21 protein-coding genes are annotated in these 26,980 nt (G+C 65.8%); 9 read left to right on the plus strand and 12 right to left on the minus strand.

What is annotated here, in order from left to right; genetic code table 11:
* Positions 1-5 precede the first annotated feature (5 nt).
* The 4 genes from ACMGG8_RS19800 to ACMGG8_RS19815 form a co-directional block, all read right to left on the minus strand.
* Complete coding sequence (locus ACMGG8_RS19800; protein ID WP_060839223.1) at positions 6-527, minus strand: hypothetical protein; 522 nt, start codon at positions 525-527, stop codon at positions 6-8.
* A 28-nt stretch (positions 528-555) separates the two neighbouring features.
* On the minus strand, positions 556-4,149 hold the full coding sequence (locus tag ACMGG8_RS19805; RefSeq protein WP_414158243.1) for a tetratricopeptide repeat protein: 3,594 nt from the start codon (positions 4,147-4,149) through the stop codon (positions 556-558).
* On the minus strand, positions 4,127-6,937 hold the full coding sequence (locus ACMGG8_RS19810; protein WP_060839221.1) for a bifunctional glycoside hydrolase 114/ polysaccharide deacetylase family protein: 2,811 nt from the start codon (positions 6,935-6,937) through the stop codon (positions 4,127-4,129). Before ACMGG8_RS19810 ends, ACMGG8_RS19805 begins: the two co-directional genes overlap by 23 nt.
* 79 nt (positions 6,938-7,016) lie before the next feature.
* Positions 7,017-7,949 carry an NAD-dependent epimerase/dehydratase family protein gene (locus ACMGG8_RS19815; RefSeq protein ID WP_060839220.1) on the minus strand — a complete coding sequence of 311 codons (933 nt, stop codon included), beginning with the start codon at positions 7,947-7,949 and terminating at the stop codon, positions 7,017-7,019.
* A 1,039-nt stretch (positions 7,950-8,988) separates the two neighbouring features.
* Between ACMGG8_RS19815 and ACMGG8_RS19820 the strand changes: the two genes are divergently transcribed.
* Both ACMGG8_RS19820 and ACMGG8_RS19825 read left to right on the plus strand, forming a co-directional pair.
* Entirely contained in the window at positions 8,989-9,279 is a 291-nt protein-coding gene (locus ACMGG8_RS19820) for a c-type cytochrome (protein WP_414159959.1), read from the plus strand.
* A 173-nt stretch (positions 9,280-9,452) separates the two neighbouring features.
* On the plus strand, positions 9,453-10,016 hold the full coding sequence (locus ACMGG8_RS19825; protein WP_060843546.1) for a fasciclin domain-containing protein: 564 nt from the start codon (positions 9,453-9,455) through the stop codon (positions 10,014-10,016).
* 59 nt (positions 10,017-10,075) lie between these two features.
* Here ACMGG8_RS19825 and ACMGG8_RS19830 read toward each other — a convergent pair whose 3' ends face one another.
* The 4 genes from ACMGG8_RS19830 to ACMGG8_RS19845 form a co-directional block, all read right to left on the minus strand.
* Entirely contained in the window at positions 10,076-10,657 is a 582-nt protein-coding gene (locus ACMGG8_RS19830) for a putative natural product biosynthesis protein (RefSeq protein ID WP_060843545.1), read from the minus strand.
* Between the two features lie 224 nt (positions 10,658-10,881).
* Positions 10,882-11,211 carry a DUF2946 family protein gene (locus ACMGG8_RS19835; RefSeq protein ID WP_414158244.1) on the minus strand — a complete coding sequence of 110 codons (330 nt, stop codon included), beginning with the start codon at positions 11,209-11,211 and terminating at the stop codon, positions 10,882-10,884.
* Positions 11,212-11,393: 182 nt separating this feature from the next.
* Entirely contained in the window at positions 11,394-11,777 is a 384-nt protein-coding gene (locus tag ACMGG8_RS19840; RefSeq protein WP_060843543.1) for a DUF2946 domain-containing protein, read from the minus strand.
* 100 nt (positions 11,778-11,877) lie between these two features.
* On the minus strand, positions 11,878-14,382 hold the full coding sequence (locus ACMGG8_RS19845; protein ID WP_414158245.1) for a phosphoketolase: 2,505 nt from the start codon (positions 14,380-14,382) through the stop codon (positions 11,878-11,880).
* A gap of 627 nt (positions 14,383-15,009) precedes the next feature.
* Here ACMGG8_RS19845 and gltS point away from each other — a divergent pair.
* Positions 15,010-16,221, plus strand: coding sequence for a sodium/glutamate symporter (gene gltS, locus ACMGG8_RS19850; protein ID WP_060843541.1), 1,212 nt, complete (start codon positions 15,010-15,012; stop codon positions 16,219-16,221).
* 96 nt (positions 16,222-16,317) lie between these two features.
* Here the strand turns inward: gltS and ACMGG8_RS19855 are convergent, their stop codons facing one another.
* The gene (locus ACMGG8_RS19855; RefSeq protein WP_159426422.1) at positions 16,318-16,461 is read right to left on the minus strand and encodes a hypothetical protein; all 144 of its coding nucleotides are present in this window, start codon (positions 16,459-16,461) and stop codon (positions 16,318-16,320) included.
* Positions 16,462-16,637: 176 nt separating this feature from the next.
* On the opposite strand from ACMGG8_RS19855, the gene ACMGG8_RS19860 reads away from it, so the two are divergent.
* Genes ACMGG8_RS19860 through ACMGG8_RS19870 form a run of 3 tightly spaced genes read left to right on the plus strand, consistent with a single transcriptional unit; the run spans position 16,638 to position 19,029 of the window.
* On the plus strand, positions 16,638-17,348 hold the full coding sequence (locus ACMGG8_RS19860) for an SDR family oxidoreductase (protein WP_060839213.1): 711 nt from the start codon (positions 16,638-16,640) through the stop codon (positions 17,346-17,348).
* On the plus strand, positions 17,342-18,889 hold the full coding sequence (locus ACMGG8_RS19865; RefSeq protein WP_414158246.1) for a cryptochrome/photolyase family protein: 1,548 nt from the start codon (positions 17,342-17,344) through the stop codon (positions 18,887-18,889). The genes ACMGG8_RS19860 and ACMGG8_RS19865 overlap by 7 nt, the downstream gene beginning before the upstream one ends.
* Positions 18,886-19,029, plus strand: coding sequence for a DUF2256 domain-containing protein (locus tag ACMGG8_RS19870; RefSeq protein WP_082729243.1), 144 nt, complete (start codon positions 18,886-18,888; stop codon positions 19,027-19,029). Before ACMGG8_RS19865 ends, ACMGG8_RS19870 begins: the two co-directional genes overlap by 4 nt.
* A 13-nt stretch (positions 19,030-19,042) precedes the next feature.
* Here the strand turns inward: ACMGG8_RS19870 and ACMGG8_RS19875 are convergent, their stop codons facing one another.
* On the minus strand, positions 19,043-19,384 hold the full coding sequence (locus ACMGG8_RS19875) for a hypothetical protein (protein WP_060839211.1): 342 nt from the start codon (positions 19,382-19,384) through the stop codon (positions 19,043-19,045).
* 199 nt (positions 19,385-19,583) lie between these two features.
* Here ACMGG8_RS19875 and ACMGG8_RS19880 point away from each other — a divergent pair, with 199 nt between their 5' ends.
* Positions 19,584-19,847 (plus strand): hypothetical protein, encoded by a 264-nt coding sequence (locus ACMGG8_RS19880; RefSeq protein ID WP_060839210.1) that lies wholly within the window; start codon positions 19,584-19,586, stop codon positions 19,845-19,847.
* A 27-nt stretch (positions 19,848-19,874) separates the two neighbouring features.
* Here ACMGG8_RS19880 and ACMGG8_RS19885 read toward each other — a convergent pair whose 3' ends face one another.
* Positions 19,875-23,303 (minus strand): NACHT domain-containing protein, encoded by a 3,429-nt coding sequence (locus tag ACMGG8_RS19885; protein ID WP_414158247.1) that lies wholly within the window; start codon positions 23,301-23,303, stop codon positions 19,875-19,877.
* Between the two features lie 218 nt (positions 23,304-23,521).
* On the opposite strand from ACMGG8_RS19885, the gene ACMGG8_RS19890 reads away from it, so the two are divergent.
* Together ACMGG8_RS19890 and ACMGG8_RS19895 are read left to right on the plus strand one after the other, a co-directional pair.
* Positions 23,522-23,902 (plus strand): RidA family protein, encoded by a 381-nt coding sequence (locus ACMGG8_RS19890; protein WP_060839208.1) that lies wholly within the window; start codon positions 23,522-23,524, stop codon positions 23,900-23,902.
* A gap of 124 nt (positions 23,903-24,026) precedes the next feature.
* Entirely contained in the window at positions 24,027-26,030 is a 2,004-nt protein-coding gene (locus tag ACMGG8_RS19895; protein WP_414158248.1) for a peptidase U32 family protein, read from the plus strand.
* 19 nt (positions 26,031-26,049) lie between these two features.
* Here ACMGG8_RS19895 and ACMGG8_RS19900 read toward each other — a convergent pair whose 3' ends face one another.
* Positions 26,050-26,931, minus strand: a complete 882-nt coding sequence (locus tag ACMGG8_RS19900) for a LysR family transcriptional regulator (RefSeq protein ID WP_414158249.1) — start codon at positions 26,929-26,931, stop codon at positions 26,050-26,052.
* Positions 26,932-26,980: the final 49 nt, after the last annotated feature.

Genomic DNA, 26,980 nt, shown 5'->3' on the forward strand with positions numbered 1-26,980 from the left:
GGCCGTCACTCGATCCGCAGGCCGCCGACCAGTTTGTCGAGGACCTTCTGCGCCGCACCGGCCAGGCTCTCGCGCGACCAGCCGGCACGGGCGCCGCTGTTGCTCCACAGCACCTTGCCCGTGCCCGCCTCGACGACCCGCAGGCTGATGCCCACTGCCGGTTCGCCGTCCAGGCCGTTCTTGTACTGCCACTCTTCGACACTGCCGGACACCACATAGTCGAGCTTCTGCTCGCGGGCCCAGTCCATGGCCCCGGCCAGACGTTCGCTATCGTCCAGCAGGGCCGGCTCGCCCTGCCCCGGCGCGCCGCTGTAGACCTGGGGTTGCAGGCCACGACTGCTGAGCACGCTGAGCAGGATCTGCTCACTGCGCTCGCCGGCCTGGGGCGTCTGCGAATAGTTGACCAGCGGCAACACGCCCCAGCGGGCATTTTTCGACAGTTCCGGGCTGCTTTGACCGGTAAAGCTGGTGCACCCGGCCATCAGCAAGGCGGCCATCGCCAGACTCACGCAACGAAGGGATTGCATAAGGTTCACTCCTCTTTGAATTCCATGATCAGCGTCCAAAACGCACGCTGTAGCTGACACCTGCAGTGCCGCCGGATTTGCCGGTTCCGCCTTGCGGCGCCGACTGGTAACCGAACGTCACTGCCAATTCGTCATCCCCTATCACCTCGGTGCCGATACCGGTACTGATGGCGTAGTTGATGGTGTTGTCGGTCCACTGCCAGCCGGAGCTGACGTCCACCAGCCAGGTGTACTGCCCGCGCGTGCGGTTCAGCGCCCCCGGGAAGCCGCGGCGCCAGGCGCTGCCGAAGAACAGCTGGCCATAGCGTTTCTGCAGCAGGGTCTGGCTGTTGATCTGGTTCGGGTCGTCGAGCTGGATGCCGGCCAGATCGATGCCTCCGCCCAGGGTATTGGCCAGGTTGGGCAGCGCCCGGTTGTTCAGGCTGTTCTGCTGGTAGTCGATGCCGCTGCGCAGTTCCCAGTTCGGACCTTCGAACTGCAGGGTGTGGTCGAACTCGATCTTCAGCGCCTGACCGCTGCCCAGGTCATCGCCGCCGCGGGTCGAGAACCAGCGCTGGGCCAGGTTCCAGGACAGCTGGTCGCGGGCCGAGTAGCGATGCCGGCCACCGACCCAGAGATCGTCCTGCTGGCCGAAGGCACGCATCAGGCCGCTGTCTTCGTTCTTGCGGTGCCAGTCGGCGCCCAGGTCCAGTTCGTTGCCGCTGTCCACCTGCCAGCTGCGACTGATGCCCAGGCCGTTGCGGTCATCGTCCTTGCGCAGGCTGCTGTCGAAGATCAGCTTGTAGTTGCCGTTCTCCACCTGACGCTGCAGGGTCAGCTCGGTATTGGTCTCGTTGCCCAGGCGCGCGGTATCGAGGGTGTCGCCGCTGTAGCGGCCCTGCTCCAGCACCAGCTTGGCGTACCAGTTGTCGTTGAGGTAACGCGCGGCGGTCAGCCGCGGGCCGTTGAACACCAGTCCGCCGTAGTCCTGGCGCTCCCAGGCCAGTTGCACGCCCTGGGGCGTGCGCTCGGTCATCTCGATGGTCTGGCGTCGCAGTTGCTCACGCAGGGATGCCGGCTGGTCGTCACCCAGCGCCGACAGCCCGGTGGCCAACGCTTCGCCGCCGCGCCCGAGGCTGTTCAGGGCCTCGACCTGCTGCGCCGGATCAAGGCTGCCGCCGGCCACCAGACGCTCCAGGGCCTGGCGGTTACTGCCGCGCAAGGCTTCCTGGATCTGTTCGTAGCTGCTGATCTTCAGGCCCCGGCTGCGGGCCCAGGCCAGCCACTCGTCCTTCTGCGCCGACTGATTGAGGTCATCCAGGCGAGCAAGGAATTGATCGAACCACAGCTGCAGCATCGGCTTGGAACCGTCCTGCCATTGCATGGCCTTGTTCTGCGCCTTGCGCGACGAATAGCTGCTGGCCAGCAGGCGCAGCCAGGTGGCATAGCCCTGTGGCGTGGCGCGGATCTGCTCCGCGGTCACCTGGCGATCGAGCTTGAGCCGCAGGCGCTGGGCCGAGTCGGCATAACCTGCACTTTCCAGGGCATCGGCATAGGCAGCCTGGACCATCCAGTCCTGCGAGTTGCCCTGCAGGTACAGGCGATACCAGGCCAGGGCCTCGGTATTGCGCCCCACCAGCTGGCTGGCGGCGGCAAATGGCAGCCACAAGGTGCTGTCGCTGCGGGCCAGGGAGCGCCATTGCTGCAACAGCGGCTTGATCTCGGCACTGCGCCCCAGGTCGACATACAGCCACAGCAGGCGTTCGCGGAAGGTGTTGTCATCCGGGAACCGGCTCAAGCCCAGGCGATACAGGCGCAACGCGTCGTCGCTGTTGCCCTGCTGCACCGCCAGGGCGCCGCGGGCGGCCAGCACCTGGGACTGATCGGCGGCGTCCGGGTACTGCTCGGCTTCCTTGAGCAGGTCGACCACCAGCGGCCAGTCCTGAAGCTCCTGGGCCAGTTGCAGGGCGGCCACCAGACGCTGGGGATTGTGCCCCTGGCGCCAGCTGTCGACGGTCAACTGCAGGGCCTTGCGCGGATCGCGGGTGCGATACAGGGCGATCAGCTGACTCTCGTCACCGCTGTTGAGCGAGCCCTTGATCGCCAGCATCCTCTCCAGCGCCAGCTGCAGCTCATCGTCCAGCTCCAGGTCCCAAGCCAGGGAGGCGCGGGACTGCCAGTAGTTGAGGTCGTCGATCTTGTTGCCATCGACCGCGGTGATCACCTTCCACGCCGACTGGCTGTCAAACAGCTTGAGGTAGTTGTTGGCCCAGTCCACCCGTTCGGTGCTGGTCAGCGGATACCGCTTGGCGAAGTTCTTCCAGACCGCCAGGCGCTCCGGGTACTGCTCGGTGTTTTCCAGGTTCTGCAACAGACGTACCCAGGCCAGCCGGTGCTTGGGGTACTTGGCGACGTAGCGGCGCAGCCATGCTTCCGCCCGCTCGGGGGTGCCGCGGGACTCTTCGGCGTACACCAGGGCGTCGAGCTCGACGTTACTCAGGGCCCGGGTGTCCATGATCCCGGCCAGCAACGGAATGCCACGGTCGAAGTCGTAGGTCTGCATGGCCAGGCGCCAGGTGTGTTCGAACTGCGCCGGGTCGTGACGCAGCTTGCTCAGGCTGATCCAGTAGCCCAGCGCCGAGGCCGAATCGCCCTGCCACTCGGCGAGATGGGCCATCTGCTCCAGCAGTGCCGGATCCTCCGGGCGCAGTTCCAGCAGTTGCACGCCTACCGCATGGGCGCCGTTGAGGTCGCCGAAGGCCAGGCGCTGCTTGAACTCCTTGGCCAGGACCTCCGGGCTGTCGGGCTGCAACTTGCGCCAGGCGCTGAAGAACTGCTCGGCCAGGTCCGCACGGTTGTGGGCAATCGCCACATCGACGCCCTGGTCCAGCAGTCCGGCATCGAATTCAGCCTCGGGCTGGGTCGCCAGTTCCCGGGCCAGCAGCTCGGCGGCCTGATCGCCACGATCCGCCGCCACCAGGGTGGTGAAGGCTTGCTGCAGGAGCTGGCGGCGCACGTCGGGGGCCTGGCTGGCATCGAGCAGTTGCACATAAAGGTCGGCGGCGCGTCCGGGCTGTTCGCTGGCCTGGTACCAGCGCGCCGCCTCGGGCAGCCAGTGCTGACCCTGCTTGGGATCGCGACGCGCCAGCTCGGCGTAGGCATCCGCTGCCAGCCCCGGGGCCTGGGCCGCCAGGGCCAGGGAAGCCAGGCGCTCCAACTGCGGGCTGGGCAAGGAACGGTAATCGAAGGCCTTGAAGCGCTCGGCCAGGGCCTGCAACGCGGCGCTGTCGGTGCTGTTGTTCAGCGCCAGGGCATCGAGCTGCAAACGGTAGTAGGCCTTGAGCGCCGGGTCGGGTTGCGGCCACTCGGCCAGGTGTTTTTCCGCCTTGGGGTAGTCGCCCAGCTGGATCAGCAGATCCAGCAGCTGGGTGCGCAATTCGCTGTTTTCCGGGTGCGCGGCCAGCAGCACTTCGGCATAGCTGGCGGACACCTCGTCCGGTTGCCCGCCCTTGGGCCGGAAGGCGTCTTCGTTGCGATAGGTCGCCCACAGCAGCACGCCGACGGCAATCGCCACCAGCAGCAAGGCCCAGGGATTGAGCAGCCGCGCCCGCGGGGCCTTGTCAGTTGCAGAAGAGTTGGCCATCACTCACCTGCTTCAAAGGAAGTTGGAAATGCCACAGGCCCTGTTCGGACTTGCCGGCGTAACGTTGCCCCTGGACCTCGACCCGGCAGGCGCTGGCCGACCGCACCGAGAACTCCAGGTTGAACTGGCCGGCAAAGGAGAACGTCACTTGCCGGTCATTCACATAACGCCAGTCGCGCAGGGGAATGTTCGCCAGCTCCAGGGCCGGACGCGGATCACGCTCGGGACGCAGGGCCAGCAACGGATGATCGCTGCTCAAGGCCACATAGCGCCCCTGGGGCAGATCACGGACCCCGGCCACGCCTCGGGAGCGCCCCAGATCCGGCCAGCCGAGCTCAGGGTCCAGGCGCAGGGTGCGCAAGCCATCCAGGCCGCGCACCTGCCAGTCGCCTTCGGCGGTACGGGCCAGGCTGGCCTGGTACAGACCGTGGACCCGGTCCAGGTAGTCGCTCATCCACAAGGACAGCGGCTGCTGGCCACGCATGAACCGGTAGATGTCGGTCATGGCCTTGATCGAGGCCTGCTTGGTGCCCGAATAGAAGTGGTAGTACAGGTGAATGCCGCGCAGGCGCCGCGGGCTGTCGGTCAGCTCGAAGGTGTCGATCACATCGCGGAAACCGTAGTACGGGCCCTTCCAGAGGTTGGTGTACATGTTCTCGTTGATCACCGGCGCGTAGTACTGCAGGCCGCCCTCGGTGGGACGCAGCAAGGGATAGAGGCCGGTCAGCGACGGGTTGGCCTTGGTCAGGATGGTCTGTCCGCCGTTGACGTTTTTCAGCCCGGCGGCGTAGGCCATCTTGATGGTGTCGGCGCTGGGCAGCGCGTCCCCCGGCCAGAAGATAAGCTTCACCGGCTTCTGCGCGGTGGTCAGGCGGCTGTTGATGTAGTCCCGCGAGCCGTAGATCTCGCGCTTGTAGTCCAGGGTCTTGTACCCCGGGATGTTCAGGCGCAGGCCGTATTCGGCGTGGAAGTCCTCGTCCTTCTTGGCCTTGTCCGGCTGCATGTAGAACGGGTGGCTGTAGGTGTGGGTGGCCACCTCGACCTTGGGATCGGCAAAGATCTCCTGGGCGATCGGCTCCAGTTCCCGGGCGAGGAACGGCGACATGCCCTTGGGCCCGATCTCCCCTTCGATGATCGACACCGAGGTCAGGTACGGGTTGGGCCGGATGTAGTCATCCAGCACCTGGCGCCCGGAATACGGGGTGCCGCGCACTTCGGCGTGGGACGGAAAGCCGTCGCCGTCGATGTGCACCGTGGCGATCCGCCGGCCGTTCTCGGTGGTGGTGTCCGGGCGCGGTTGCGCCGGCAGGCGCAGGGCCTTCTGGATAAAGGCGAACGGGTCGAGCATCCAGCGGCTGCGCTCGACATTGGCCTCCACCACATAAGGGGCCAGGGCCATGCCGCCCCAAGTGCCGATGACCACGGGGGCATATTTGCCGCCCTTGTCGTCCCCCAGCAGCAAGGCCGGTTTCGGTCCGTCGGGCAGCAGCGTGACCCGGGTCAGTTCACGGGTCCGCGCCACCACCGGTGCTTCAAAGGCACCGATCAGGCTCTTGTCCTGGCTCAGCACCTGCAGGTTTCCACGGGTTCCCGGCGCCGCCAGGCCCAGTCCCAGGCGCTTGAGCAGTGCACGGTCTTCGATCGGCAGGCCGGCCATGATGGCCAGCGGTACCTGTTCGTCCAGGCGCTGGCCGATCCAGTGGCTGAAGGCGCGGCTGTCCTGGGGCGGGCCGCTGGTCATCCACACCACCACCCCGGCGTACAGCCCGGCGAAGCTGTAGGACGGCAGGCTGTCGTCGGCCGGCAGGTAGTCCACGCGGTAGCCCAGGTATTCCAGCAGGCCGCCGAGCATGCGATGCCCGGCGTGATCGTAGAGTTCGCCTTCACGCGGGTCGTAGAGCATGGCGATGCGCCGCGGCTGCACTTCCACGGTGCTCAGGCCGATGGCGTTGAGGTCCGGGGTGGTGACCACCGGGATAAAGCCTTCCTGACTCAGTTGGCGGGCCAGCTTGCGCGCTTCTTCGCGGCGGTTGGGTGGCAAGTAGTCGATGGCCACCAGGGGAATGTTTTTGGCCCGCAGTGGCTTGAGTTCACCTTCGAGCCAGTTGCGATCGGACTCGGAAACCGGCCGATAACGCTTGGCCGCGGCATCCCAGCCGGCATGGATCGATTCGACGGCCACGGCCGCGGCCACGCCGTCCAGCTCCCCCAGCACCTCGAAGCCACGGTTGAAGAACAGCTTGAGGTTGGGCAGACGGCTGTGCAGCTCCCGCAGGAACGAGGCCAGGGCCTGGCGTTGCGCTTCGCGCTGGGCTTCAGGCAGCAGCTGGAAACTGTCCAGGGTATCGAGGAACAGGCCGGCATAGCCCTGGTCCTGCAAGGCCTTGGCGCGCTTGAACAGGTGTTCGCGCCAGGCCGGGGTGGCGATGTCCATCACCTGGCTGTCCCAGGCCTTGTTGCGGATGGCGCTGGCGCCCTGGGTCAGGGCCTGCTTGTCCAGCGCCGCGCGGTCACCGTCGAACTCGCCCACCGACAGGTAGGCGAACGGCTGGCTGCCCAGCTTGCGCAAGGTGGCGACATCCGCAGTGCTCATATGACCGGGCTCGACCACCGCCCACTCGTACTGCGCCAACTCCTCCAGCGGAGGTCGTTCGGCGTACCAGAAGCCGACGCTGGCAGGCGCCGCCGGCGCCGCCTGTACCAGCGAAGGGGTTGCACACAAGGCCAATGCGGTAAACAGGCGCCGAACCATGTTGAAGACACGCCCCCTGCGAAACTCGATGTCCATAACTCACTCTTCAGTAGATCAATCGGCACACCATCAGGCTGTCGAGCTCCGGCTCGCCGGAACGCTCAAGGCCAGGAAGCTAGAGACTGCGGTACAGCTGCGCCAGGCCCTCCCCGAGGCGGGTCGGCGTCCCCAGATCGAAGCGCTCGCGCAAACGTCGGTTGTCGGCCTTCGAATGGCGGATATCACCGGATCGCGTCGCGGCATGATTCACCTTCAGCGGCTGGCCGCTGATCTGTTGCAGGGTCGCGATCAGGTCGTTGAGGCTGGTCACGCCACCCAGGCCGACGTTGGTGGCATCGATCGCGGGCGCAGGTTGCTCCAGGCCCTGGACCAGGATCTTCACCAGGTCGGCGACATAGACGAAATCCCGGGTCTGCCCGCCATCGCCGAACAGGGTGATCGGCTGCTGGCTCCTGGCCCGTTCGCTGAAGATGCTGATCACCCCGGAGTACGGCGAGGAAGGATCCTGGCGCGGCCCGAAGATGTTGAAAAAGCGCAGGATCACCGGCTCCAGGCCATGCTGACGGCGGTAGAAATCCAGGTAGTACTCGCTGGCGAGCTTGTCCGCTGCGTAGGGCGTGAGGGGCGACTTGGGCGTGTCCTCGCCAATCGCGGTGCCCTCGCCGTTGTTGCCGTACACCGCCGCGCTGGAAGCGAACACCACCCGGCGGATACCCGCCGCGACCATGGCCTCGCAGACCCGCAGCGTGCCGATGAAGTTGCTCTGATGGGTGCGTACCGGGTCTTCGACCGAGGCCTGCACCGAAGCCACCGCCGCCAGGTGCACCACCGCGTCGCAGCCGCTCATGGCCGTGGCCAGGAGCGTGGCATCGGCGACATCACCGACCGTGAGTTTCAGGCCGTGATGGGTCAGCGGCAGATTGCTGGTCTTGCCGGTGGACAGATCATCCAGAACATGAACGGCATAGCCTTTGGCCAACAACGCATCGACCAAGTGGGAACCAATGAAACCGGCGCCACCCGTAACCAGTATCCGTTCAGAAGACATAGATCATCCCAAGGAAAATTTCGTCGCTACGCCGATTCAAGCTAGCACACCGGTTGAAAACACCCTGGCTAATAGCTGCCATGGGCGTCATTTTCCGGGGAGCTGTGGTTTGCCGAAGGCTCTAGCGCCTTGGCCCGAGCCGATCCGATGATGTTGGCGTCAAAAAAACATCAATAAAATCAATTGCTCAGCGAGCGCATACTGGGGTGAAAAAGCCATTACGTCAATATTACGTCTAGTTCTGGCCATTTCTAAAAAACAATGAACTTTTAGCCAATATGTTGACGTAGAGCCTCGGCAGCCCTCCCCGACCATTGAGCGCGGAAAACCATGCCTGCGACATTCCGCCGCAGCGCCAATAACCCGGGTCCGCGGACTGGAACGGCCACCCCTCCTGCGGCGAGCGATGGGAAAACCCTGATCATCCCCACGCAACAGCCAATGGCGCCCTTGGCTGCGGTCACCGATGGCCCAGCGCACCGCCGAGGCCAGCATCAACTGGTCGCGCAAGGTCGGGAGCACTTGCCGGGCAACGCGCGATGGCTACAGCCCGACATCCAGCCACAGGTGACAGGTCCCGTTCGGTGACAGCCGCTGCTGCGCCCAGCTCATGAACGGGCCAAAGATCGCCAGCCCGCCCGGGCCCGGGAGCTGTCGAAGGGGGAACTGGCAAGGGGGTGGCTGGCGACGGGGGACGCCGTGGCCAAGGGTGACGGCGGGCATCGAGATGCTGGCCCGCCCCGTGAAATCTGCAAAAGAGTGCCGGGCTCCTCGCGAAACACCGGCACTCAGTGACGTGATGTAACCCTGCCTGGAGAAAGCATCCCGTCGGCCGGCAATCTAGCACGCAGGCTTTGCCGGCCTGATGTGCGACAACCTGCCACAGATTGCCCGCCGCCGGCCGGTGGATCGCCTAACTCAGCGCTGGCGGCCGGCACCTGCGGCGGGCGGTCGCAGTGGGGGTGTAAAAACCCCCTCCCTACACTGCGTCGATCGCGCCCGTGCGCGACAACCTGATGATAAGAACACGATGAGGACCATCATGAAGACGCTACTGGCTGCCGCCTGTTTACTCGCATTCACCAGCGCCCACGCCGCCCAGGACCCGGAGGCGGTGTTCAACCGCGCCTGCACCGCCTGCCACAGCGGGCAGTTGCCCATGGCACCGAAAAAGGGCGATCAGCAGGCCTGGAAACCGCGCCTGGCGCAAGGCACCGAGGTCCTGGTCAAGCACGTGACCGAAGGCTTCAATGCCATGCCGCCCCGGGGCCTGTGCATGGATTGCAGCGCCGAGGACTACAAGGCGGTGATCGATTGGATGTCGAAGTAAGGCGCCGCGCGCCCTGCCCTGTTCTGCCCTTGCAGTGCAGACCGGGCAGCCACTGCCGAGTCGCTTGAGCGAGCGCTGCCGAGAAAAATCGGCCAGCGCCGCATCCGTTTGCCGATGGGCCCCGTACATTCAGCACCCTCATCAGGAGGGCCGAATAATCGAGGAGCTGCATCATGCACACGTTTAGCAAGCGCCTGGCCGCTGTCTGCTTTGCCGTATTCTCCGTCACTGCCCCGCTCAGCGGATTCGCCGCTGATTCGGTGATGGTCGGCGGCGCTGCGATGTACCCGAGCAAAACCATCGTGGAAAACGCGGTCAACTCCAAGGACCACACCACCCTGGTCGCGGCGGTCAAGGCCGCGGGGCTGGTGGACACCCTCAACAGCAAAGGCCCGTTCACCGTGTTTGCCCCCACCAACGAGGCGTTCGCCAAGCTGCCGGCCGGCACCGTCGACACCCTGCTCAAGCCTGAGCACAAGGCCGATCTGAGCAAGGTCCTGACCTACCATGTGGTGCCCGGAACCCACACCGCCGGGCAACTGCTGATCGAGGCCAAGCAACATGGCGGACAGGTGATGCTCAAGACCGTCCAGGGTGAAGCCCTGACGGTCAAACCCTATGAAGGCAAGCTCTGGGTCATCGACGCCAAAGGCGGCAAATCCGCGATCAGCATCGCCGATGTCATGCAGTCCAATGGGGTGATTCACGTGGTGGACAGCGTGCTGCTGCCGCGGTAACCCAAGGTGCCCGGCAGACCCGGGGTCTGCCGGGCATCAGCCCTGGGCGGATAGCCGTCTCAGGGAATCGGCAACCAACGACGAAAGCCCGCGCCGCCCTTGGCGCTCAACGGGCACCAGGCAAAGTCCCAGGGCACCGGCGGGTACTCCTCCGGCCCGCCCTCGGCCTGCGGCACCAGACGCGGCGCCACCTTCCAGTCGAACACCCAGTCCGCAGATTCGCGCCAGGCCAGTACCAGCCCACGGGCCTGACTGTCGTCGGTGTTGATCCAGCGCGCGGCCGCGGCGCTCATGAACGCCTCGATATGCTCCGCATTGATCCGCGCTGCGTAGCGCGACCCCAGCAGCCAGCGGCACAGGCTCAGGTAATAGGTCCAGTTCAGCGGCGGATGATTGCGGTAGGCCCAGGTCATGAAGCCACGAAAGATGTTCAAGCCGTCCGGCGGATCAAGCTTGAGCAGCCCGGGGCAGACATCGAACAGGGTGTGCCAGTACGGCAGCAGGCGCGCATCCAGGTGCACGAAGCTGCGAGCGTTGCTCGGGTAATCGGGAAACGGCAGCAGAAAGTCGCCGTGGTTGGGGCCCCGCGTGCTTTTACTCAGCAGACGGCTGACGCCAGAGGGGATCGCTAGTGCGCGCATGCCAGCCTCCGGCGACCCTTGTCCAGATTGGCGGCCACGGGCCGTGGCGGCTGTCGCCGGCCGTGAATGATTCGAGCCATGTGGTGCTCCTTTGCATCTTTGCAATAACCATGAACACGTCCTCGGCCACCGGCCGTGGGGACGCGCGAATGACAACGGTCATGCATCAGCGTGGGGAGAAGCCCGGGGATTGATCGACGGCCAGCGTTGGCGAGGCGTCAGCCTCAGCGGCCGGCCGCTCGGCAGGCCCGGTGCCAGGCCGAGGAAGACCGGCAAGACCGGGAAGACGCCCCCAGCGGCGCAGCGCCGATCGACTGTGAGCAGCAGCAATGGCCCGAATCGCCCTGCACCGCCGAACTGGCCGGCTCTTTGTCCAGGGCCACGGCAAGCCGCACGCCGCCGGACGAACAGAAACTGCCCGCCAGCAGTTGCTCCAGGCTCAGGGTGCCCATGGCACTGGCCATGGGCAGCGCCGTGATCTTCAGCACAATGGCCAGGAACGCCGCGACCCAGGCGTTCTGCCGGCTGGCATTGCGCAGCCCGCACCCGAACATCAGCGGCGCGCGCCCAGGTCAGGGCGCCCGCGTTGAAAAGCGTTCATGCCACGCCCTCCACATCTTGAGAATCGAACGGCCTGCATTCAGTCACGCAGCCACGGCCGCGAACGGCAGCCAGAGGCAGGAGGGAGACAGACCTACCGGCGGTCAGCGGCGAAGGCGGCTGTCCGCTTGCGAGCTCAGATCAGCGGGGAGGCTCGGGGATTGGCCGAGGGCCAGGAGTAGCGCGGGGGCGCCTTGCAGCGCGGTTCAAGGCTATGGCGCCGGAACTGGCCGATACGCAGCAGCCAGCTCAGGCAGAACAGCAGGACCAGACTCAGGGCCGCTCCCGAACAGACCGGGCAGGAGAAGCTGCCGGCCCAGGTGCTGGCGCTCTGGTCGCTGAAGTCGGACTGCTGCAGCGGGGCCTTGCTGCCCAGGGAGGAGCAGAACTGCCCGCCCACACCGTTGAGGGCCAGGCCCATCATCTGGCCGTGCCCCAAGCCGCAGGCGAACACATTGAACAGGACGCAAAAATACAGGGTCCAGGCAATCAGTGAGCGGTCGGGGCGGGACAATTTCATGGGGCGCGACTTTAACACCGAACAACCCGGCGGATGAAGCGTGACCTGGCTGCTGGCAGCGGGCCCTGCGCCCGGGTCAAGGACCTCGGGCGCAGCGCACTCAGGTGTCGCTGTACGCTGGCCCCCTGAGCTGCCCTTGGGCCAGCGGCGGCGGGCTGTGCCGCTCGCTGAAATCCGCGGTCCAGCTCCAGTTGCGGATTTCCGGCAGGTCTTCGAAATGCTCGCGGATCCACAGCTGGTGGCGGCGCAGCTGGCTCTGGAAATGCTCCACCGCCGGCCGCGCCTGCTCCTGCAGGCGCGGCACATGGGTCAAGGCGTCCAGCGCCAGTTGATAGCGGCTCATGTTGTTCAGCACCACCATGTCGAAAGGCGTGGTGGTGCTGCCGCGATCGCTGAAGCCGCGTACATGGAAGCGCGCTTCGTTGGCCCGGCCATGGACCATGGAGTGGATCACCCAGGTCGAACCATGAAAGGCGAACATCACCGGCACATCGCCGGTGAACAGCGCTTCGAACGCCAGATGGTCCATGCCGTGGGGCCGGTCCTGGGGCGCGGCGAGAATGCCCAGGTCCACCACATTGACCAGCCTGACGCGGATGCCCGGGACATGCTTCTGCAGCAGCCAGCTGGCCGCTACCGCTTCCGCCGTGGGCACATCGCCGGCGCAGGCCAGGACCACATCGGGCCGCTGCCCGTGGTCATTGCTGGCGAACGCCCAGATCGAAGCGCCCTGGGAGCAGTGCTGCAGCGCCGTAGCGAAATCCAGCCACTGAAAATCCGGCTGTTTGCCGCAGGTCACCACGTTGATGCAGTCGCGGCTGCGCAGGCAGTGATCAAACACATTCAGCAGGCAATTGGCGTCCGGCGGGTAGTACACCCGTACCACGTCGGATCGGCGCTGCAGCACATTGTCGACAAACCCGGTGGACTGATGGCTGAAGCCGTTGTGGTCGTTGCGCCAGGCATGACTGGTGATCAGGATGTTCAGCGACGCCAAGGGGCGCCGCCAGGCAAACTCCTTGCTCTGCTGCAGCCATTTGGCGTGCTGGGTGACCATCGAATCCACCACCTGGGCGAAGGCCTCGTAGGTCGACCACATGCCGTGGCGACCGGTCAGCAGATAGCCCTCCAGCCAGCCTTCGCACAGGTGCTCGCTGAGCACCTCCATGACCCGGCCGTCCGGCGCCAGCCGATCGTCGATCGACAGGCACGGGCCGCAGGCGGTGCGCCGGTCGGCTTCGAATACCGCATTGAGGCGGTTGGAGTTGGTTTCATCGGGGCCGAACACACGAAAGTTGCGCGGGTTGTTGCGCATCACGTCCCGCAGGTACTCGCCGAGCTTGCGCGGTGCCTCGGCAATCACCTGCCCGGGGCCTGGGACCTGCAGCCCGTAGTGGGCGAAATCCGGCAGCTCCAGGGCGATCAGCCGCCGGCCGCCATTCACATGGGGCACCGCGCCCATGCGCAACTCGGCCGGTGGCGTCAGGGCCTGGAGTTCGGGCAGCAACGCCCCGCTGTCACTGAACAAGGTGGCCGGCGCATAGCTGCGCATCCAGCTCTCCAGCTGCTGCAGGTGCTCGGGATTGTCGCGGACATTGGCCAGGGGCACCTGATGCGCGCGGAAGGTGCCCTCCACCGGCAGGCCGTCCACCACTTTCGGACCGGTCCAGCCCTTGGGGCTGCGCAGGATGATCAGCGGCCAGCGCGCCCGTACCGGCGAGCCGAGGGTCCTGGCCTGCGCCTGGATCGACAGGATCTGGTCGTGACAGTCATTGAGCGCCGCGGCGAAGCGTTGATGCATCCCGGGCAAATCGTCACCGGCGACGATCTGCGGCTGATAACCGCGCCCGCGATACAGCTCCAGCAAATCTTCATCGGCCAGGCGCGCCTCCACCGTCGGCCCGGAAATCTTGTAGCCGTTGAGGTGCAGGATCGGCAGCACCGCGCCGTCACGCCGCGGGTCCAGAAAGTGCACGCTCTTCCAACTGCCCTCCAGCGGGCAGGTCTCGGCTTCGCCGTCACCGACGACACAGGCCACCAGCAAGTCCGGGTTGTCGAACACCGCACCGAAGGCGTGCAACAGCGAATAGCCCAGCTCGCCGCCTTCGTGCAGTGAATTGGGGGTATGCGGCCCGCAGTGGCTGGGTATGCCACCGGGGGTGGAGAAGCTGCGAAACAGCCGCAGCATGCCGGTTTCGTCCTGAGTGACGTCGGCGTGCACCTCACTGTAGGTGCCCTCCAGCCAGGCGCAGGCGTTGAGCGTGGGGCCGCCATGGCCCGGCCCGGAAATGAAGACGGTCTGCACGCCGCGCTCGCTGATCAGCCGGTTCAGGTGCACGTAGATGAAACTCTGCCCGACCGATGTCCCCCAGTGCCCCAGCAGCCGCGGCTTGATGTGCTCGGGGCGCAAGGGTTCACGCAGCAAGGCGTTGGCCTGCAGGTAGATCTGGCCGACGCACAGGTAGTTGGCCGCGTCCCAGTAGCGCTGCAGGCGTAGCAGCAGTTCGGGCGCCAGCGGCCCGGCTGACTCGGCAGCGCCGGCCTGGATCGGCAACGGGGTATCGACCAGCTCAGCGCTGGAAAGCCGTGCATTGAAGCGATACATAGCGACTCCACTGAATGCGTTGCCAGCCAGGTGGTGGCTGGCGAAACGGGGCTTGAGGCGCGGGACACCCGCAACAGAAGGAGCCGCGCGGCCTCTTCCCTATGCCCTTATGCGCCCGGTATTGACAGATTTGAGTCCGGCGCCCGTCAGTCTGGGCGTCGCTGAGTCGAATGTGCTGATCTGGATCAGAAAGTACCGACCTGGATGGCGGAAAAGACCGGCGCTACCCGGCGGCTCTTTAGGACATTTCTTAAAAAGCCGGTTTCCAGCCGCGCCTGTCCCACTGTTAATCCGTGCTTAACGCTGTGGCGCTGAACTCCGCGCTTCATTGCCGGGGTGAAATACCTGGTGAATCAACGGCTTGAACACGACCCAGGCAAAGCACCAAAGCTCCGGCCGGCGACAACGCGACCGCAGCGCCCCCCAAGCATTGCCGGTCATGACGCCGATCCGCCGCTCCGGCCCGATCGGTCGGCACCGGGCAATGCGCGCAAATCATGCTTGAGGCAGGCAAGCCAGTGACGGCCGCCCTTGCCCCCTAATCCATCGGGTTGAGGCTTCTCAACCCAATCCGTCGACGCCGCAGGCAGGCAGCGCGTCCGGGAACCCAGACCGAGGAGTGTGCGAATGGTCCAACTGGACTTCTATGGAACCCTGGTGGCCGCGTCATTGGTGCTGTTGCTGGGACGGGGCCTTGTCACCCGGGTCGGTTTCCTGCGGGCCTACAACATCCCCGAACCGGTGGCGGGCGGCCTGGTGGTGGCCGTGCTGCTTCTGGCGCTTCGAGTTTTTGCAGACATTGAGGTCAGCATCGACAAATCACTGCAGGCGCCCTTGATGCTGGCCTTCTTCGCCACCATCGGCCTGAGCGCGGACTTTGCCAGCCTGAAAAAGGGCGGACGCAAACTGGCGATCTTCCTGCTGGTGGTGACCGCTTTTCTGTTGGTGCAGAACGCCATGGGCATCGGCCTGGCCAAGGCATTGGGGCTTGATCCGTTGATGGGGCTGCTGGCCGGCTCGGTGACCCTGTCCGGCGGTCACGGTACGGGCGGCGCCTGGGGGGCGGTATTCAAGGAGCAGTACGGCCTGGCCTCGGCTCCGGAAATTGCCATGGCCTCGGCCACCTTCGGCCTGGTACTGGGCGGTTTGATCGGCGGACCGGTCGCCCGCCTGCTGGTCAAGCGGGTGCAGACTCCCGGCCTTGCCCAGGCCGAGCCGCGCCTGCCCAGGGGCTATGAGCAGCCGTACAAGGAGCGGCAGATCACCGCGCTGAGCTTCATCGAAACCCTGGCCCTGGTTGCCATCAGCCTGCAGGCCGGGAGCTTTCTCGGTGACTTGATCCAGGGCACGGCGCTGGAGTTGCCGACCTTCGTCTGCGTGCTGTTCGTCGGGGTGGTGTTGCGCAACGGCCTGTCGGCACTGGGCTGGCACCAGGTCGTCGATCAGGAGGTGTCGCTGCTGGGCAATGTCAGCCTGTCGCTGTTCCTAGCAATTGCCTTGATGTCGCTGCGGCTGTGGGACCTGGCCACCCTGGCCCTGCCGATCCTGACGCTGCTGGCCGTGCAGACCCTGGTGATGGCGCTGTTTGCGATCTTCGTCACCTTCCGCGTCATGGGCCGCAACTATGACGCCGCGGTTCTGGCGGCCGGCCATTGCGGCTTCGGCCTCGGCGCGACCCCGACCGCCATCGCCAACATGCAGGCGGTGACCCAGCGCTACGGGCCGTCGCAGATGGCGTTTCTGGTGGTGCCCATGGTCGGCGCCTTCTTCATCGACATCAGCAACGCCATCGTGATCAAGCTGTACCTGGCGCTGCCCTGGCTCGGCGTGGCCGCTTGATCGAGCGCTCCGCCCGCCCCTGACCCGGGCCGGCGGGCAGCTCCTGCCCAGCCCAGCCCCAGGGCAAAGCTGTACAGCAGACTCTCAACGTACAACCTAATCCCCCGGGTACGACTCTTCGCCGCCCAGACAGGCACTGGCCCTGTGCCGCTGGCCCGTCCCCCTGGGCTGGCGTCGGCGCAGGCACAGGAACAGCGCCATGACCGCAACCAGGCTCAACAGCAGGTAGATCCCCCACATGGCACTCTCCTGGGTTCGCAGAAGCCGGCAATGGCTTGTGCCGGTAGATTTTTAGCAGGCAATTCTGCAAATAACCTGTACAAAATCAAATTTTATGTACAAATATTACCCATGGATTTTCACGGTGTGAGCAGGGAGTCAGGCTCGCTGCCACGTCAATCGGTGGGTAACACACAATGAGCAATACCTTGAACATGCAGTCCCTGGGCGCGGGCTACCGTGCGCTGGTGATTGGCGCCAGCGGCGCCCTGGGTTCGGCCTTTTGCCAATGGCTCGAAGAGGACCCGCACTGTGCGGGGGTCCGCGCCCTGTCCCGCGGCACGCTTCCCGGGCTCGACCTCGAACGGCCCGAGAGCATTGCCGCGGCCGCCGCCGCATTGGCGGATGAGGCGCCCTACCAACTGATCGTGCATGCCGCCGGCCTGCTGCATCGCGCCGACGTCAAGCCGGAAAAAACCTACGCCGCCCTTGAGGACGAGACACTCAAGGCAGTGTTCCAGGTCAATGCCGTGGGCCCGGCCCTGGTCATGCGTCACTTCCTGCCCCTGCTGGCCCCCCAGGGCGCGATGGCGCTGCTGTCGGCCAAGGTCGGCAGCATCGGCGACAACCGCCTGGGCGGCTGGTACGCCTATCGTGCCTCCAAGGCCGCGCTGAACATGCTGGTCAAGACCGCGGCCATCGAACTGGCGCGAACCCGGCCCGGCGCCCGCCTGCTCAGCCTGCATCCCGGCACCGTGGTTTCGCAGTTGTCGCAGCCGTTCCGCGGCTCCGCGGCGGCGCGTCCGGCCAGCGTGGCGGCCCGGGAGCTGCTGGCGCTGATCGACCGCCTGAGCGCAGCCGACAGCGGCCAGTTCTTTGCCTACGACGGCGAGCGTCTGCCATGGTAAGCGCCGCTACTGGCGGTCGACTGGGGCTGGTGCTGGGCGACCAGCTGTCGTTCGACCTGGAGTTGCTCAAGGTCCTGGACCCGGCCCACGACACGCTGCTGATGGCCGAAGTCGACAGCGAAGCGCGTTATGTCCGGCATCATCCACAGAAAATCCTGCTGATCTTCAGCGCCATGCGCCACTTTGCCGCGCGCCTGCGCGAGCAAGGCTGGCAGGTGATCTACGTCACCCTGGACGACCCCGACAACAGCGGCAGCCTGCCCGGTGAGCTGCGGCGCTGGCAGGCGGCCCTCGGCGCGACGCAGTTGCATGTCACCGAGTGCGGAGAATGGCGACTGGAACAGGCGCTGCGCGATGCGGGCCTGCCCCTGACCTTTCATGTGGACCGGCGGTTCCTGTGCTCCCGCGAAGCCTTCGGCCGGTGGGCGGCCGGGCGGACGTCGTTGCGCATGGAATATTTCTACCGCGAGATGCGCAAGCAAAGCGGCCTGCTGCTGGAGCCCGACGGGCGCCCCTGCGGCGGCACCTGGAACCTCGATGCCGACAACCGCAAGGCCCTGCCCCGGGGCCTGCGCGGGCCCTTTGCGGCGCGCTTCGGCCACGACGCCATCACCCGCGACGTGATGCAACTGGTGAGCCAGCGCTTCAGCGATCACTACGGCGACCTGGCAGGCTTCGACTATCCAGTGACCCACGAGCAGGCGCAGCAGCTGTGGCAGCACTTCCTCGACTTTTCCCTGGCCGCCTTCGGCGACTACCAGGACGCCATGGCCGAGGGCGAGCCCTTTCTGTTTCACGCGCGGATCAGTGCCGCGCTGAATATCGGCCTGCTGGATGTGCGCCAGCTCTGCGCCGATGTCGAGCGTGCCTACCGCGAGAACCGGGTGGCACTGAATGCCGCGGAGGGTTTCATCCGCCAACTGATCGGCTGGCGTGAATATGTCCGCGGCATCTACTGGCTGCGCATGCCCGACTACGCCGAGCTTAACGGCCTGGGCAATAGCCGGGCCCTGCCGGAGTTCTACTGGAACGGCGCCACCGACATGCGCTGCATGGCCCAGGCCATCGGCCAGACCCTGGAGCTGGGCTATGCCCACCATATCCAGCGATTGATGGTCACCGGCAACTTCGCCCTGCTGGCCGGCATCGCCCCCAAGGCCATCTGCGACTGGTACCTGGCGGTCTACCTGGATGCCTTCGATTGGGTCGAGTTGCCCAACACCCTGGGCATGGTGATGCACGCCGACGGCGGCTACCTGGGCTCCAAGCCCTATTGCGCCAGCGGCCGCTATATCCAGCGGATGTCCGACTACTGCGGCGGCTGCCGTTACCGGGTGGACCAGGCCACGGGCAACGATGCCTGCCCGTTCAATGCCCTGTACTGGCATTTCCTGATCCGCCACCAAGAGCAACTGGGCGGCAATCCGCGGCTGGCCCTCACCTATCGCAACCTGCAACGCATGGACGCCCCGCGCCGGGACGCCATCTGGCAACGGGGCGAGGAGTTACTCGCGCGCCTGGACGCCGGAGAGGCCCTGTGAAGAAGTCCGAACTGCCACGCAAGGACTGCGCCGCCTGCGGCCGGCCCTTCACCTGGCGCAAGCGCTGGGCGCGTTGCTGGGATGAGGTGCGCTGGTGCTCCGAACGCTGTCGCCGCAGCGCCCGCGCCAGGCAGCCATGAGCCCTGGGGCAGGCTACAGGCAGTCTTGCGCGGCCTTTTCGAAATGGGACGGGGCAAAGCTGGAGGCCAGCAGATGCCGCTCATAGAGGAACACCTTGCCGCCATTGGGGGCCTTGTAGGCTTCCAGTACGTTGTCCGCGGCCACCTTGCTGGTGACCACGATCCGGTAGCCGCGCTGCGACTGCGAAACGGTCGCGGTCTGGTCGCTGCTCTGCAGCTTGGGGATCACGCAATCGGCGTACTGGGCAGGTGTTTTGCGGGTCTGCATGACCAGGCTCGGGTCGTTCGGCGCGGAGGCACAGCCGGCCAGCACGAGAGCGGCAGAAGTCATGGCAAACAGGGGTAAAAGGCGCATCGGACAAATCCTGGAGTCAAGAACGCGGGTACAGGGCGCCACGGGTCGAATCTGGCGGGCGCTATCGAGGGCGGCGATTTTCCACGGTTAGTGCGCCCAGCAAAATAGCTGTTTTTTGATTGTCACTATTACTTGAACCAATAGTTGCCCTCCGGGCAGACTGCCCGGCAGTCCAACTACAACTAAAAGGGATTCTTGCGTGCGAACTTTTGACCTGATCCGTGATGCCGTCCTGCCCGAGTTCCGCGACCGCGTCGCCGACTACCTGATCGAGTACGAAAGCGTGCTCGGCGACCCCAGCGCCGACCCGCAGCTGCTGCTGGCCGTGGCCTACCAGCTGCGCGGCTACCTGCGCGGCCTGAACACCACCCGGGTACTGGGCATGGCCGATTGGGAGGAGCTGGACCGGCGGGTGCTGGCGACCTGGTTGAGCCCTGTCCAGGACGCAGCCGACGCCGATTGAGCGCCGCTACGCCGCCCCGTCCAGCCCTCAGCGCCCCGAGACATCCAGCACAAAGACCTTGATGTACGCCCGCTGCGGCTCGGGGACGCTGGCTTCGAGCAGGCTCAGCATCTGCTCCGCGCTCTGCGGCACCACGCCCCCGGGGCCGGCCCGGACCTTGGCCCGCGGTCCATGCCAGAACACACCGTAGATGCCGTAGCCACGGGCTCCGGGATCGGGGGTATAGAGCGCAATCAACTGATCCTGGATCGCGCTCCAGACGTCCTTGTGTGAACTGCGCTTGAGCTCGATCACCAGCTTGATGGGCCCGCTTTGCACCGCGATATCCACGCGTTTTTCATCGGCCATGTGCGCCTCGGGCTCGGCCGTGATCTGGCGTGCCTCCAGTCGCGGACGCAACAGGCTCAGCAGCACGTCGCGGCAGCTTTCCTCCCATTTGGGAGTGCTGATCCGGCCCTTGACCTCGTTCCAGAAGAACTTGTGCACGTCGAGGTTGCTGCGCAGCAGGCCGGCAATCCCATGCAGCTCATCCAGCACCAGCGCCTGCATCTGCTCGATAGTGCCGGGCACGCCGTTATTCAGGACCTGCGCCACCTGCTCCCAGCCATGCCGGGTGTGCCGGGCATCACGCCGCCGGGCGTCGTTGAGCAGCAGCGCGTGGTTCAGGTAGGGGTGCCACGAGGCCAGACGCGGATGACCTTGCAAGCTGAGCAGATGACGCCGGGAGTCGTCGCAGGTCTTGCTCGCCAGATAGCTGATCAGTCCGGCCAGGAGCTCATCGGCGTCCTCGGCCCCGGTGTTACTGGGAGCAAACCAATCGAAAGCCTGCGGCGTGGCCGGGTATTGGTCGGCGACCAGGCGGCAGAAACAGAACGCCTGCTCGGCGGACAGGTCCATGGGGCCGTCGAATCCGCGCACCAGCCCGGTCAGGTCGCGCAGGTACCAGACCACCTCATTGCGGGTGGCGGTATCGCTGGCTTGCAGCACAGGAGCGAACGACTCCAGCGACAGCAACAGCCCCAGGGTGATGATGAAGGCCTGATGTTCCAGGCCTGCACCGCTGCTCAGCAGTTGACTGATGCAGGGGCCAAAGCGTGGCAGGTCGAGGTGCCGGCAGAACGGTCGCACCACATCGTACAAGGCCGTCTTGTCCAGCGACGCGGCGCTATTGAGGACCTGGAACACCACATCGAGCTTGTCCGCCAAGGCGATTTGCCGGGTGGCTTTCCACGACAGGCAACTGCGCTGCCTGAAATGGTCCGGCAGCACCAGAAAGTGCAGGACGATGCAATCGATATAGTCCGCGTACTGCGCTTGGCGAAAGGCTGAGAACCAGGCCTGCCCGGCCAGGGTCTCGCGTTCGATACAGTCGAAGATCACGAACCCCAGCAGGAAGGCGTCACAGGTGCGCGGCGCCTCAGCGGCTTGCAGTTGCTGGCGCAACGCTGCAACCGCAGGTTGATATTCCTCGGGGCACGGATAGCCGCTCTCCTGCGGCTCGTCCTGCGGCTCGTCCGCGCTTGGCAGCTCTTGCTCAAGAAACTCGCAGCCCGCCAGCCCAGGATGGCTGGCGGCCCTGTCCAACAGGCCTTGGGCCGTCTCCGGACGTCGCTGCAGCGCCGCGCGCAGCCCATTGAACAGCCACGGATGCGGGTCGACCACGCCGGCATTGATAAACGCCAGCCATTGAAACACTCGGGGCTCGTCCAGCACGGCGACGGAGTTGAGATACCGCACCAGCAAGTGCAGGACGAACCTGAGCACCTCGCCCCTGGGGTTGTCCTCAGCGATTTGCGGCCACAACTCGACCATGCCGTCCAGGCAAGCGGTCATCTCGGGATCGGCCACCACCTCATGCAAGCTCCAGCGCGCCAGCGAAGCGTAGGCGGCACCCTGGGCATCGGCGCCTTGGCGGTAGAGCTCCAGCAGCTGGTCATAGTGGACCTGGCCTGCCAGGCGGTGACTGAGGATGTAGCCACACAGGCTCCTGGCGTGCTTGTCGCCCACCAGGTCTTGGTAGGCCCGGCGCACCACCTGAGTTCCCTCCTCGCCCCAGCGCGCCAAGGCCTGCGCGGCGTAGGCACGCTCGTTCAGGTGAGTGCCCGCAGCGGCCAGCAATTGGGTCAAGGGTTGCAACATCGCCGGCAGTGGCTGGCCGGCGCGCAACAGGTCCAAGAGCAGCAAGCGCAGCTCGTGGGGCAGGCCCGGGTCGGACAACAGGCGTTGAAAACAGGGCTCCAGCCCCGGCTCGGTGAAGCCCGCCAGGTTCAATGCCGGCGGCTCCTGGCCACGGAACCAGGGATCGGCCAACGCCAGCGTGGCCAGTGCCTGCAGCAACTGGACCTTGCTCTGCACGCTCAGCGAGGCAGCGTCGCCATAGACCAGGATTCCATAAGGGTCCGCCTCGATGAACGGGCTGGCCTGCGCCCCGAGAAATACCGCCAGCCAGGCATGCACGCCGCGCAGGTACGAAGCCGGCTTGCCCTCGACACAGAGCAACAGGCGGATTCTGCTCAGCGGCAACCCGGCATGGAACTGCCCGGCAAGGTAGCGCGCCGCCAGGTACTCGGCGCTGGCCTTGTGGCCGTAGTCGAACACCCCGGGCTCGCGGGTCGAGGTAAAGACCCGGCTGGCCAGGGCCGCACGCAGCGCGGCAGTGCCAAATGCATGCAACTTGCGCAGGGGCGGATAGCGCCGGTCGTAGCGCTCGTCCGTGCAGAACCCGTCGATATCGGCCAGCAGGCGCAAGGCGCACAACAGGCCTGCCGCCTCCAGCATCTGCTGTTCCGAGAGTTGCGCATGGGGCTGACGATCATCGCGGTGCGCCGCATTGAGCTCGTCCAGCAACAGCACGCTGGAACGCTCGAACAGCTCCCTGCGGGTCAGGGGCCAGTGATCCTGGGCAACCACCTGGGCCAGCATCAGCAAGGTCAGCGGGTTGCCGAGCATTTCTCCCAGGCCGCGCTGGCGCGCCTGCTGCAGAAAGTCCTTAGGCGTGCCGCCATGCTGCTCCAGCACCTGCTGCTGTTCCTCTTCGCTGAGCGCCAGCAAGTGCAGCTCTTGCACCTGGTCCCTTCCCGGAAAGCAGCTGGACAACAGCTTCAGGTCATTGAGCCCCGCCCAATCGGCACTGCGACAGGCAATGCGCACCCGGCACGGCGGCAAGCGCCCGAGGTGGCGAATCAGGTCGTCGAAGGCGGGCCGCTCGCCATACTGCGCACGGTGCTCATCCAGGGCATCGATGAACAAGGTGCTGCCCTCGGCGATCAGCGCGGGATCGCGCAACAGAAAGCCGCGCAGCGACATGGCCCGGCCGCCCGCCTGCTCGGCCCAGTGCTCGAACAGATGACTCTTGCCGGCTCCGGGATCACCCAGCAGCACCAGGCAGGTCACGGATTCAAAGGTGGAAAACGCGCTAACGCTGCCATCAGCCGTCAACACCATGCGATCAGTCAAAGCCTGTTCCTTACCTGGATAGATGAATCGTCAAGCGCCGCACTGGCCAGCCTGCGGCGCGGCTGCAAAGAGTAGCGGCAAGTCGCGGGAATGTAACCCGCAGCAGCCCACGGCGTTCAGCGCCGCCGTCGCCACAGGCCACGCATCGGCGCTGACAAGGGCGCAGGGCCGCCCCTATACTCCATAGCTTTTTGAACCCTTGGACACCAGAGCCCCCCATGACCCAGCCAGACCTGATCTTCACCCCCGACCCGGACGCCGATTCCATTTCCTCCGACGTTGCCGCGTTCAACGGCATCCTGGTGTCGACCCAGATCCCCACGCGCGCCGACGGCAGCCTGGAACTGGGGGACATCACCCTGCAGAGCGAATGCACCCTGCAGGCGCTGAAAGTCGCCCTGGAGCGCGCCGGCAGCTCCATGGACCGGGTCATGCACCTGACCATCTACCTCACCGACATGGCCGACCGCGCCGCGTTCAACGAGGTCTACCAGCGTTTCTTCGCCAAGCCCTGGCCGGTGCGCGCCGCGGTTGGCGTGGCCGCCCTGGCGGTGGAAGGCATGCGCGTGGAAGTCACCGCCATGGCCGCCAAGGCCTGACGCAGCGGCTGTAACCGGCGGCTGCGCGCAAGGCGTGGCCGCCACCGGGCAGCACACGGGTGCCGGGCACGCGTTTCGCCGCTACAATGCGCGCCTTGACCCTGATAAGCCTGACTAAAAAAACATGTCCTTGCCCAAACATCACCTGGAACTGCTCAGCCCTGCCCGCGACGTGGCCATCGCCCGCGAAGCCATCCTGCACGGCGCCGACGCGGTGTACATCGGTGGCCCGAGCTTCGGCGCCCGCCACAACGCCAGCAACGAGGTGGGCGAGATCGCCCAGCTGGTGGAGTTCGCCCGCCGCTACCACGCCCGGGTGTTCACCACCCTCAACACCATCCTCCACGACAACGAACTGGAGCCGGCGCGCCAGCTGATCCACCAGTTGTACGACGCCGGTGTCGATGCGTTGATCGTCCAGGACCTGGGGGTGATGGAGCTGGATATTCCGCCCATCGAGCTGCACGCCAGCACCCAGACCGATATCCGTACCCTGGAGCGGGCCAAGTTCCTCGACCAGGCCGGTTTCTCCCAGCTGGTACTGGCCCGCGAGCTGAACCTCAAGGAAATCAGCGCCATCGCCGCCGAAACCGACGCGGCCATCGAATTCTTCATTCACGGCGCGCTGTGCGTGGCGTTTTCCGGGCAGTGCAACATCTCCCACGCCCAGACCGGGCGCAGTGCCAACCGCGGTGACTGCTCCCAGGCCTGCCGCCTGCCCTACACCCTCAAAGACGAGCACGGCGGGGTGATCGCCTACGAGAAGCACCTGCTGTCGATGAAGGACAACAACCAGAGCGCCAACATCCGCGCCCTGGTGGAAGCCGGCGTGCGCTCGTTCAAGATCGAGGGGCGCTACAAGGACATGGCCTACGTGAAGAACATCACGGCCTACTACCGCCAGCGCCTGGACGCCGTGCTCGAAGACCGTCCGGATCTGGCCCGCGCTTCCAGCGGCCGCACTGCGCACTTCTTCGTCCCCGATCCGGACAAGACCTTCCACCGTGGCAGCACCGATTACTTCGTCAGCGAGCGCAAGATCGACATCGGCGCCTTCGATTCGCCGACCTTCACCGGGCTGCCGGTGGGCACCGTGGAAAAGGTCGGCAAGCGCGACCTGCAAGTGGTGACCTTTGAGCCGCTGTCCAATGGCGACGGCCTCAACCTGCTGGTCAAGCGCGAGGTGGTGGGTTTTCGCGCCAACATCGCTGAAGCCCGCGGCGAGTTCGAAGAAGACGGCGAGAAACGCTACCGCTATCGGGTCGAACCCAACGAGATGCCCGAAGCCCTGAGCCGACTGCGGCCCAACCATCCGCTGAGCCGCAACCTCGATCACAACTGGCAACAGGCCCTGACCCGCACCTCCGCCGAGCGGCGCATCGGCCTGTCGTGGCTGGCCCGCCTGCGGGAAGAACGCTTGGAACTGACCGCCACCAGCGAAGAAGGCATCAGCGCCAGCGTCGCCCTGGAGGGCCCGTTCGGCGTGGCCAACAAGCCGGAACAGGCCCTGGGGCAACTGCAGGACCTGCTCGGGCAACTGGGCACCACCCTCTACCACGCCACTGACATCAAGCTGGATGCGCCCCAGGCCTACTTCATCCCCAACTCCCAGCTCAAGGCGTTGCGCCGGGAAGTCATCGAAGCCCTGGACGCCGCACGCATCGCCGCCCATCCGCGAGGCGCGCGCAAGGCCGAAAGCAACCCGCCGCCGGTGTACCCGGAGTCGCACCTGTCGTTCCTGGCCAACGTCTACAACCAGAAGGCCCGGGACTTCTACCACCGCCACGGCGTGCAACTGATCGACGCCGCGTTCGAGGCCCACGAAGAGCACGGCGACGTGCCGGTGATGATCACCAAGCACTGCCTGCGCTTCTCCTTCAACCTGTGCCCCAAGCAGGCCAAGGGCGTGACCGGGGTGCGCACCAAGGTGGCGCCGATGCAACTGGTGCACGGTGACGAAGTGCTGACCCTGAAGTTCGATTGCAAGCCCTGCGAGATGCACGTGGTGGGCAAGATCAAGGGCCACATTCTCGACCTGCCGCTGCCCGGCAGCGCCGCCGCCGAAGCCGTCGTCGGCCATATCAGCCCCGAAGACCTGCTCAAGACCATCCCCCGCGCACCGCATTGAGTGCCGGGCCGGCGCAACCCTAAGCGGTTGCGCCGGTTGCAGCAGCCGACAGCCGCTCACCCAGCACCTGCTCCAGCACCGCGAAAAACTGCTTGATGTGCGGCTGCTTCAAGGCTTGCGGCCGGGTCACCAGGTAGACCTCCAGCGGCGCAAATGTCATGGGCGCAAACACCTCCAGCAGATCCCCGGCCAAAATCCGCGGCATCACCGCAACCCCCATCCCCTGACGCACCGCCTCGACCTGCGCACTGAACGAGTTGACCCGGATCTGCTTGCCGTCAAGGCCTGCGGCCTTGGCCGTGCGCATCGGCGGCAAGTTGTCCAGGGGCGGCAGCAGGCCGATGGTGGGTGCGGTGGCCGGGGTAATGCCCGGGTAGCGGCGCAGCAGCTCCGCGCTGGCAAACACCCCGTATTCAAGCTTGCCCAGGGCTCGATAGATCAGCGACGGCTCCCCCAGGTGCGCGGTTCGCACGGCGATGTCCGTCACACCGCGAGCCAGCTTGTGAAACTCGGCACTGACCTGCAATTCCACCGAGCATCCAGGGTGGGCCGATGTCAGGCGCCGGGCCGCCTCGAGCACACTGGAGGCAAACCCCTCCCCGGCGCTGACCAGGATGCTGCCCTGCAGTTCGCTCGGTCGCGGCGGGTTGCCCAGGGCCCGCTGTCGCCTGAGCCCGGCCTCCGCCGCCAGGGCCACGTCCACCAGCGCCTGGCCCCGAGGGGTCAACCAGCAGCCTTCGACGCCCCGCTCCAGCAACGGCTCGCCCAGGGCCGCCTCCAGCTGGCTCAAGCGCCGGGACACCGTCGACGGCGCCACCTGCAGCAACTGCCCGGCCTGTAGCAAGCTGCCCCGTCGCCAGACCGCCAGCAACAGGCGCAGATCATCCCAATTGGCTTCCAAAGTGCTACTCCCTGCCGTCAGCTGTGCAAATTCGCAAAGCCATTATGCA

This window comes from Pseudomonas sp. BNK-45, from assembly GCF_047456255.1.
Lineage (GTDB): Bacteria > Pseudomonadota > Gammaproteobacteria > Pseudomonadales > Pseudomonadaceae > Aquipseudomonas.